Source organism: Neobacillus niacini NBRC 15566, from assembly GCF_001591505.1.
Lineage (GTDB): Bacteria > Bacillota > Bacilli > Bacillales > Cytobacillaceae > Neobacillus > Neobacillus niacini.
Genome location: NZ_BCVA01000012.1, coordinates 110705 through 120413, shown reverse-complemented (window position 1 = coordinate 120413; position 9709 = coordinate 110705). Strand labels below are relative to the sequence as shown.

Genomic DNA, 9709 nt, shown 5'->3' with positions numbered 1-9709 from the left:
AATTTTTGAATTAGTTCCTGTTGAAAGTATAAGAAAAGATTGCATATGTAAAAAATGTTTAATTAAATTTCAGGGAGAACAAAAATGAATCGAATTATACGAAGATGAACTTATAATGTTAAAAAAGCCACAATTTACTTATAGAAAACGTGGTTCTTATTTGCGTTTTTAAGATTTTCTATTGCCTTTTGTCCCCCAAAAGAGAACCCGTTATCTTTTTAACGACCCTTTTTTTCACTTCGCCCCCGTTAACCAAGCACCTTAACTTCTATTGCATCTAATTCAACATACAGTTCATCAACCTTTTAAAATACTGTTAAATAAATTTTTGTTAATTAACAAAGTCTTGAGTTACTTCATACATTATTTAAAAAATGGAGTTGATCTTCGTGGCAAGATGGATTGAAGTGTCAACATCAAAACACCGATTAAGATTGTATGACGGAAACAGACTGATAAAATCCTATCCGATAGCTACTGGCAAAATATTAACTGCTACCCCGTTTGGCACTTACACTATAATAAATAAGCAGCCAAATCCCCCCGGACATGTTTTTGGGGTTTTATGGATGGGATTATCAAGACCTCATTATGGAATACATGGTACAAACAATCCATCATTAATAGGTAAAAGCGTTTCTCACGGTTGTATTAGAATGTTTAATCATGATGTTTTAGAATTATCATCTAATGTTCCAATTGGCACCAAGGTCCTGATTCATAAATAACTCTTTGATCTCGCTTCTATACACATAATTTGTGCCTTATGCAACAACGTCCCAGTTCTTATTGCACTAACTGCATCGTTACTTAAATAAAACGACTCCCAAGTAAGTGAACTCATAATTAGAAAAACAAACGCAAATGTAGTTATTGCTTTTGGTATTTTACGATAAAAGTATATTAATGTTAAACCTATGAGTAAGTGAATGAAGCAAAAAGAACAAGACTCATTTACCTCACCTCTTGCCTAAATTGTACCCGATTAATGAAAAAAACAGCTAAATAACGTATTAAACAGTGGGAAGCTTCGTTTTCCCACTGTTTTGTATTTTAGAGTGTTTTATACCTAAGTATGTTGCAATACTTCCCTGTCTACAAAATCTGTTTAATTAAGTGCACCGTACCGCTCTGATCCTCGCAGAGTTTTTAGATTAAAGTCTTATTCCTTTCCAAGCCCTTTTTTGAATAATTTACTTTATCAAACTATGTTTAATTCGTACTACTTGCTTTAACTCCCTGATTAACAGGAAGGGGATGATTCTTTTCCTTCGCTTCGGATGCCCATTTATCAAGTGACAAATAAATAACACCTGCAACGATACAACCTAATCCTAGAACCGTAAATAGAACCTGCCCAAGATTTTCATCAAGCAAAAAACCTGCAAGTATGGGACCTACTGCACTACCAACAATCCACTGAAGACTTGCTGCCCCCATATAAGTACCGCGTAAATGTTCAGGTGCGATATTCGCGACAAAGGTCATTTGTACCGGGGATAAGAGCATTTCCCCTAGTGTGTATATTCCATAGATAATGAGAAGAACTAAAAGAATACTCCAATAGGAAAACTGCAGCTTTGTAAAAAAGATTGGCAGCCATCCGACTGCAAGCAATCCAAAACCAAATAAGACCGATCCATATAGCATAACCTTTCCAAGTTTACGCTTACTTGCCCATCTCGAAATCGCGAATTGGAAGAAAACGACCAGAGCTCCGTTAAAAGCCATTAAATAAGGATATGGATTTTGAACATCGGAAAGTCCTGGCAATTGTTGATCAAAATGTAGTGGAAGCATACCTTCTGTTTGTGAGAATCCCATCGAAATTACAATTCCCGTCATAATATAGAAAAATAAAATTTTATCTTTGAAGAGCACTGTAAAAATCGAAGGCAGTTTCTCATCTGCCGCAAGGTCTTTCGTATCCTTTTCTCGTTTATTTTTCGGTAGAGTTTCTGAAAGCAAGAGTGCTAAAAACAGAGAATAAACAAAAACGGATGAAGCGGCAATAATAAAAATTATGGATTTTGATAAAAACACAACGGATGCTCCAAGCAATGGACCAATTGCTGCTCCAATATTGTGTCCCATTCGCAGCAAACCATATGCTTCCGTTCTTCCTTCTTCATCCGTCACATCTGCGACCATGGCCGACGCCGCAGGATGAAAAAGAGAATTAAACAAACCGAAAAAACTCGATAACAATAAGAAAGGATAGAAGCCATCGTAAAAAATAAAACCAAGCATTACCAGTCCGTTTCCGACCATTGAAACAATCATTATGGGCTTTCTGCCATATTGATCTGCAAGCTTTCCACCTAATAAGGAACCAAGCACTCCGGCAATTGGCCCTGTCGCCATCACAATACCAACTTGCCAAAAATGATCCACCTTATCACTCATATATAAAGCGAAAAAGGGCATTAACATCATCATCGCAATTCCATTAATCGATTCACCGATAAAACGAATCCAAATATTACGATCCATCTTTCGGTAAGCCTGTAAAGTCATTTTCAATTCTTTATCCTCATTTCTCTCTGACACCAATCTATGTCAGTCTTATTTTTATCAAGCGTTAGGAAAACACTTTTTCCAGCACAAAAAGCCGTGAGCAAGTTAAACCTGCCCACGGCTTCATTACATTAAAAAATGGGAAAGGAAAACTTATGGTTGATTCAACACTTTATGATTAAAACATAGTGGACTGCTAGCGGTTGACATAAATACATTTGTAATGGAATGAACTTCTACAATATGTAACCCATTAAGCATTTCCTTCCACCCCTTATTCCTGAAATTTTTTAATTATCTTAATTATCCATTTGAATTATAATTTACAATTAACTAAAATGTAAAGAAATTCCTTTTGGAAAATAAAAACCTATATTTATCCATTCATATTGCCATAACTTAATCAATGATTAAATGATCAATTCCGACAACGTCTTTACGATCACGAAACGTCCCGGCCGCTACACCAACCACTTTACGGAAGACTTTATTAAAATAGTTGGCGTTTGCATAGCCCACTTGGGCAGCAACGTCCGTAACAGAGAAGGTTGTTGAACGAAGAAGCTCCGCCGCTTTTTGGATTCGGATTTTGGTAAGGTATTGCACAGGCGTCATATTTAGTTGACTTTGAAACTGTTTAATAAAGTAATACCTTGAGAAACCAGATACGGAAGCTATTTCGTCAAGTGTAATCGGTTCTTGAAAATGTGTATGGATAAAGGATAAAGCTTTTGTAATCTGGAGAGAAATATCTTTCATTGAATTATCCATATTCTTTACGAAACGGTAACACTCCATAATAAACTCATAAGCTTTTGCAGAGGCATAATAGGCATCTGTAACCTTTTGATCATATGTGTCTTGGTAGATTTTCAGTAAAAGTTGGATCAACTTTGAGTCCGGAGGAATTTTCAAAACAGGACCACTCTGTTCTTTCATAAATCGCCAGCAATCGGCTGCTTCTCTTCCCACTAGTGTAATAAATATAAACTCCCATCCCTCGCTCCCCTTTGGAAAGTAATATCGATGATCGCTAGGAATCTCGACAATGAATGCTTCCCCTGTCTTGAGGGTATAACTTTTATCCTCTATGTCCAGTATTCCTGATCCTGACAGAGTGTATTGGAACACATAAGTGGCGGTATCTTTCCGCTTTAACCCGTGCCAATCATATACGGTGCCGGGCATTTTCTCTTCTCGGCCAACCGCGAAAATGTTTGCCACATCGTTAGGAAGCGCATCTTGAAAACGAAAACCGTAAGTTTGATAATCCTTCATTGGTTTCTCTCTATATAGCAAGGACAATATTTTACCCTCCAATCGCACTAACTTACCATTGAGGTTATTATGGAAACGTTTTACTATTATTATAACAGTAAAAAATACAAAGTTGCATACAGGGCATTAATTTAATATTAAAGCAATTTTTTATCCTACAGTCCCTGTTTCACTTTCCAGGAGGTAAATTAATGTCAAAAATTACGTTTATTGGAGCAGGAAGTACGGTTTTTGCAAAAAATGTTCTTGGTGACTGCATGTATGTTCCCTCATTAACTGGGTTCGAGTTCGCATTATTTGATATAGACAAGGAACGCCTAGAAGACTCGGAAAATATGTTAAATAATTTAAAACAAAGCATACAGGCAAACATAGTAGTGAAAGCCTATTCGGACCGCAAAGAAGCATTACGAGGAGCAAAATACATTATTAACGCCATTCAAGTTGGCGGCTACAAACCAAGCACCGTTATAGATTTTGAAATCCCCAAAAAATATGGTCTTCGCCAAACTATTGCTGATACAATCGGGATTGGCGGAATCTTCCGTTCGCTTCGCACCATTCCGGTTATGTGGGATTTCGCCAAGGATATCGAAGAGGTTTGTCCGGACGCGCTGCTTTTAAACTACACAAATCCGATGGCAACCTTAACAGGCGCCATGCTGCGCTATACAAATGTGAAAACCGTTGGACTATGCCATAGTGTACAAGTTTGCAGCGAGCACCTATTTAAAGAATTAGGAATGAATCATGAAGGAGTGGAAGAAAAAATCGCCGGTATCAACCATATGGCCTGGCTCCTTGAAATCAAACGCGACGGCAAAGATTTATATTCAGAAATTAAACGCCGTGCGAAAGAAAAACAACTTACAAAACATCATGACATGGTCCGCTTCGAATTAATGGACAAATTTGGATACTACGTAACGGAATCATCTGAGCACAATGCAGAATATCATCCCTATTTTATAAAACGCAATTATCCGGAATTAATCGAGAAATTCAATATCCCTCTTGATGAATATCCGCGTCGTTGTATAGAGCAAATTGAACGCTGGGACAAAATGCGCGACGAGATGGTCAACAATGCCCAGCTTACTCATACTCGTTCTCACGAATATGGTTCCCGTATTATTGAGGCGATTGAGACAAACGTTCCATTTAAATTTGGCGGCAACATTTTAAATACGGGCCGCTTAATTAGCAATCTACCGGAAAAAGCAGTTGTTGAAGTTTCATGCGTTGCTGACCGCAGCGGAATCACTCCTTGTTATGTAGGAGATCTTCCGGAACAGCTAGCAGCCCTTAACCGTACAAATATTAATACACAACTTTTAACCATTGAAGCAGCGGTAACGAAAAAGAGAGAACATATCTATCAGGCAGCAATGCTCGATCCTCATACGGCAGCTGAATTATCAATGGATGACATCATTTCGATGTGTGATGATTTAATTGAAGCACACGGTGATTGGATTCCAAAATTTGAATAATCCAAAACAAATTTCGTTCGTAAAACAAGTAGATTATTAACCTCTTAAAATAAAATTGAACTGTACCTCAAATTTAAAAGAGTGATTAACTATTAAGTTGTCACTGACGTTACTCATAAGTTTCGCAAAAAAAGGGACAATACCTTTAAAAATAGGTACTGTCCCTTTTAATCATGAATAATAACAGAAGATAGTATTATGAAAGCAGATACAAGATTTGAAGGTTTGATAGTATCCATTATGATATAAATGTGGAAAGATCCTCTAAATCTTTTTCGTTTCGAAGTCATTAAAGCAAGCCATTAATTGAAGATGTCTCTCAACCAACAAATTGCTTTAATAACTGATTAAACTTGTCACGTTCTTCCCAGAAACAACCATGGCCGCTGTAATGAAATGGAACAAGTTGTGAATTTCTTATATTTTTATTAAGCTCATGAGCTTGTGCAAATGGAATAACTTTGTCGTGAACACCGTGAACAATTAAGGTAGGAACATGTATTTTTTGCAAATCTGCATAAAGCTTCTCATCTCTTAGTGTAATGATAATCGCAGCCGTTGACCAACCTGCTGCTTGTAACCCCAATTGAAAAAACCAATCAGCGAATGAGTTCGTTATATATTGAAAGAAAAAGGAGTCTGTTACTTCTTGCATCAACTTAGGACGGTCATTTAACGTTTGAGTTAGGAATTTAGTTGCCGTTTCATTCGTAAAGCCTATAGGTGCTGCGGCGTCAACAAGGACTAGGTTGGATACTCCGAAACCATTATGCCGGGACATATATCGAATCGCTATTGCTCCACCTGTGGAGTGACCTACAAGAGTAAAATTGTCTAGTTGAAGTACACCAACTAATGCACGAATATCGTCTGCCAATTGATCGAAATTGTAACCACTCATTGGCTTATCCGACTTTCCGAAACCTCTCCAATCAATTCCGATACATCGGTATCCCATTATGGGGAGCACATCAAATTGATACTCAAACTGTTTATAGCTTAACGGCCAACCATGTAAAAACACGATCGTCTTATTTCCCTCTGGATGAATATCTTCTACATATAATCTTACGCCTGGTTCTACCGTAACATAGTATCCCACACCGATTCCCCCTACCATAGCTCTACCTACAAAATATTCATTAAGGATCATTAGGTGAATACCTATGGTTACAGTCATCGATTACTTATCACTCCTTAATGAAAGGAGCGAACCTTTTGGTCTATTTTTTTTACAATATCGTTTATATTTACATCGTCGGTATCTATGAACTGTTCAAAATAAATATCTTTAAATCCATCCATACACTTCCTCGTTTGCTTAAAGCACCAGTTACCTTCCATCTCTCCCCTTTTCCTAAGCCTTTCATGAATAGTTTCTTCATTGGCAGTTAAACAAAAATGATAAGTTTTTTCATCTATTTCTTTGAATCCAGTAAATATGTATTCGAAATAACCTTTATTGAAAATGGTCATTGGAACAATTAAATTCTTGTTATATGTTTTTTTCAAAAGACTGGCAACATTGACCACTAATACCTTCCATAGCTCAAAGTCTTGAAAATTATCTGTTCTTTCGAAAGGATGTGCAATATCCTCCGAAATGATATTGCGTAACATATAGCCAACTTCTTCAGGGTCAAAAATCATACTATTGTTTATGATTTTTTGTAATTCTTTAGCAACAGAAGTTTTTCCAACCCCATAGGCTCCATTAATCATTATTATCAAATATCTCCACCACCTTAAAATTTTTTTGAATTTTGTATTGATTAGGATATTCCTTCTCATAGCTACAAGAAAAAAAGACCGCAGCAGCGATCATCATTCATTGTTTTTCTATTTAGGTGCTATTTTTTAATCGTTACAAATTAACTTTAAGTGTTTTTCGATTATCTTGGTCTATTTTATTTTTTATTGTACAGTCTATAATGACACTTTACAACTCTCATTTAATTGCTTGATTTTCAATTTTACAAACCCATTTATAATAAAGTAAAACTGCGATTAACAAAACTGGATTAACGAGTAATGAATACCATGTGCGCCACCAATTATGCCGAAAATAACCCCAAGGTTCAGGTAATAATGTAATGAGTTCATACAATGTTATAGCTATAACCCAGCACAGTAAATAAAGTAATTGTTTGTATAACAACTGCTTAAATGGATACCAATTTAGAAATATGATATTAACAGGTGGAATTAATACAGTGAAAGCAGGAAGCACCCACCAATTTATTTCTTTAGTAAAGTACCAATAACCATGGTATTTAAAGTCTATATAGGTCTCCGTAACCGCCTGGAAAGCGATTGTAAACGTCCAAATATGCAGCAATTGATTTTTGTTTAGTCGTTTATTGGTTGTAAAAGCCACCAAATTAAACAGAATAATGGCAGTAATAAATCCGATCATCGAAAAGAAAACATCCTTTTTACAATAGCTTTCCAACCACACCACTAATTATTCAGATATATTTTTAACTAACCGACAAACCCAATTCTTTCTGAATTGCCCCCAATTGCTAAGATCAATGGCATATTTAATTTAAGTAAAGCACCAAACTTTTTATTCTTCATCATTACTTTATACTACTGGATATAAATATTGAGGCATCCTGATTCATAAAGATTCGATTCCCATGGTAGAATGTCTTTATTTCAGTTGATTTAAATCCAACTTCGGATAATATTTTTTTCAGTTCTTCATGCGAAAAACCGTTATGAACCTGCGGATGATTTATTTTATCGTTTTTATCAAAATCAATAACAAGGAGTTTGCCGCCATTATTTAAAATGTAGAACAACTCTTGTAAAATCTTTTTAGTATCTGGAATATGTAGAAGGACTAGTGACATTAAAACTATTTCTGCCTTAAGTTCTGGAGTTTCTAGAGTAAAATCTGAGTAAAGTACATTTGAGTTGGTAATTCCTTTGTGAGTAATTTTAGCTTTCGCAACCTCCAACATTTGCTGTGATGAATCTACCAACAAAATAGAATCCACTAATTCTGATAATTCTAAGCTAATTAAGCCAGTACCACTCCCATAGTCGATTAAGGATTTTGATTTACTATTTCGTAATTCTGGTTTTACCTTCTCAATTATAACCTTAGCTAATTCAATTCTTTCTTCTGTATCATACCTGTTTGCCATCTGTTCAAAAACGTTATTTTCCATATTCTACTCCCTAATGTAAATATCAAAACTACATAGTAGAAATTCTTGTTTCATTTAACTTCACTGGGTTAAATTACGTTGTTTTATGAAATTCTTGATTCCCGTAATAATACCGATGATGAAATAGAGTATTCCATTGCCTACGATAATTATGCCTATAAAAGCAGCTCCAAAGGCTGCTCCCACACCGTCACCACCCATACTGTGGTCAACCTTAACTAAAGCAGAGCCGGATATAAAAGCAATGATCGGTCCTAGTATTCCAATGATTAAACCAGATCCCCATAAAGGCATTTTTCTTTTCTTATATAAATGAATAGCAAAGAAATTTAAAAGTAATAGACTCGCTATTAATATGCTCCAGATTGCTCCATCGCCACTCATGTAATTATCTCCTTTAGATAGTTTTTTATTTTTCAGTGAAGCTACCTATGGAATGATTAGTATAGGGATATTAAGTATGGATTGGTAAATAAATTTCGACTTCTTCCTCGCCATTATCCAGTGGATGATAGGTTTCAATAATATAAGATTCTAGATTCCTTTTATGCCCTTGGTCTTCTGACCATTTCAATAAATAATTATGTAGGTTTCCAAGATCTTTCATGCTCCCCCTAGTCGTTACATAATGTTGTTCTGTTTCTGTATAAACCATCCCTATTGGCACATCTGTTAGAGATTCTTGAACTATCACCCCTACTACATAACTACCTTCCAGATGGTTTTCATCCTTTTTGGGCTCAAAAAGGGCTATTTCAGTAATAGAACGAATTTCCAATTCGTCTAACTGATTAAGGAATTTTTGGGCGAGTTTTGGAACATCCGTACCAAAATCAATAAAAGGACCACTTCCTTTTAAACCTACCATTCTAAAATTCCTTTTCACCTTTTTAAATTCCATCTCATATCCCCCAATCTTTACTAGGTACTTACTTTCATTCTCCCCCGCCCCTTATATTTCCTTCTATTGGCACGGTGTTTTTATCAACTAAACTCCCTTCAGCACAATAAGAAAAAGCTGTCACAACGACAGTCCTCTTCCCTAACTCTCGCACTCATTAGTGAAACGCAACGAGTTATATACATATTTTCATTTTACTTTTTGGCTATGTTAAATAAGGCTGTTTGATTTACCCTCTAGTATACAGCGAAGTAAGATAAGCGGAGAATTTCCGGATAAATGCAGAATGGAGCCTTTTTCAGGGTTAATAAGGGGAGGTTTTCCGGTTAAGCAAAGCAATC

At 35.9% G+C, this 9709-nt stretch carries 10 protein-coding genes; 2 read left to right on the top strand and 8 right to left on the bottom strand.

Annotated elements, in window-relative coordinates; translation table 11 throughout:
• Positions 1-389 precede the first annotated feature (389 nt).
• A complete protein-coding gene (locus BANA01_RS12330; protein WP_063253347.1) occupies positions 390-728 on the top strand; it encodes a L,D-transpeptidase in 339 nt (112 codons plus the stop codon).
• Between the two features lie 484 nt (positions 729-1212).
• Here the strand turns inward: BANA01_RS12330 and BANA01_RS12325 are convergent, their stop codons facing one another.
• A complete protein-coding gene (locus BANA01_RS12325) occupies positions 1213-2523 on the bottom strand; it encodes an MDR family MFS transporter (RefSeq protein WP_063253346.1) in 1311 nt (436 codons plus the stop codon).
• A 393-nt stretch (positions 2524-2916) separates the two neighbouring features.
• Complete coding sequence (locus tag BANA01_RS12320; RefSeq protein ID WP_235847127.1) at positions 2917-3822, bottom strand: AraC family transcriptional regulator; 906 nt, start codon at positions 3820-3822, stop codon at positions 2917-2919.
• Between the two features lie 164 nt (positions 3823-3986).
• On the opposite strand from BANA01_RS12320, the gene melA reads away from it, so the two are divergent.
• Positions 3987-5288 (top strand): alpha-glucosidase/alpha-galactosidase, encoded by a 1302-nt coding sequence (gene melA, locus BANA01_RS12315; RefSeq protein WP_063253345.1) that lies wholly within the window; start codon positions 3987-3989, stop codon positions 5286-5288.
• 319 nt (positions 5289-5607) lie between these two features.
• Here melA and BANA01_RS12310 read toward each other — a convergent pair whose 3' ends face one another.
• The 6 genes from BANA01_RS12310 to BANA01_RS12285 all read right to left on the bottom strand — a co-directional run bounded on the left by BANA01_RS12310 (position 5608) and on the right by BANA01_RS12285 (position 9368).
• Positions 5608-6390 (bottom strand): alpha/beta fold hydrolase, encoded by a 783-nt coding sequence (locus BANA01_RS12310; RefSeq protein ID WP_082799502.1) that lies wholly within the window; start codon positions 6388-6390, stop codon positions 5608-5610.
• 95 nt (positions 6391-6485) lie between these two features.
• Positions 6486-7010 carry an AAA family ATPase gene (locus BANA01_RS12305; protein WP_235847130.1) on the bottom strand — a complete coding sequence of 175 codons (525 nt, stop codon included), beginning with the start codon at positions 7008-7010 and terminating at the stop codon, positions 6486-6488.
• Between the two features lie 226 nt (positions 7011-7236).
• Entirely contained in the window at positions 7237-7704 is a 468-nt protein-coding gene (locus BANA01_RS12300) for a hypothetical protein (protein ID WP_063253343.1), read from the bottom strand.
• A gap of 166 nt (positions 7705-7870) precedes the next feature.
• Positions 7871-8467: a class I SAM-dependent methyltransferase gene (locus BANA01_RS12295; RefSeq protein ID WP_063253342.1), complete on the bottom strand. Its 597-nt coding sequence runs from the start codon at positions 8465-8467 to the stop codon at positions 7871-7873.
• Positions 8468-8527: 60 nt separating this feature from the next.
• Positions 8528-8851, bottom strand: a complete 324-nt coding sequence (locus BANA01_RS12290) for a hypothetical protein (protein ID WP_063253341.1) — start codon at positions 8849-8851, stop codon at positions 8528-8530.
• 70 nt (positions 8852-8921) lie between these two features.
• Positions 8922-9368, bottom strand: coding sequence for a GyrI-like domain-containing protein (locus BANA01_RS12285; protein WP_063253340.1), 447 nt, complete (start codon positions 9366-9368; stop codon positions 8922-8924).
• Positions 9369-9709: the final 341 nt, after the last annotated feature.

Coding starts and splice junctions, on each gene's coding strand:
- melA (WP_063253345.1), top strand. CDS start 3,987: ATGTCAAAAATTACGTTTATTGGAGCAGGAAGTACGGTTTTTGCAAAA.
- BANA01_RS12305 (WP_235847130.1), bottom strand. CDS start 7,010: ATGATTAATGGAGCCTATGGGGTTGGAAAAACTTCTGTTGCTAAAGAA.
- BANA01_RS12300 (WP_063253343.1), bottom strand. CDS start 7,704: ATGATCGGATTTATTACTGCCATTATTCTGTTTAATTTGGTGGCTTTT.
- BANA01_RS12295 (WP_063253342.1), bottom strand. CDS start 8,467: ATGGAAAATAACGTTTTTGAACAGATGGCAAACAGGTATGATACAGAA.
- BANA01_RS12290 (WP_063253341.1), bottom strand. CDS start 8,851: ATGAGTGGCGATGGAGCAATCTGGAGCATATTAATAGCGAGTCTATTA.
- BANA01_RS12285 (WP_063253340.1), bottom strand. CDS start 9,368: ATGGAATTTAAAAAGGTGAAAAGGAATTTTAGAATGGTAGGTTTAAAA.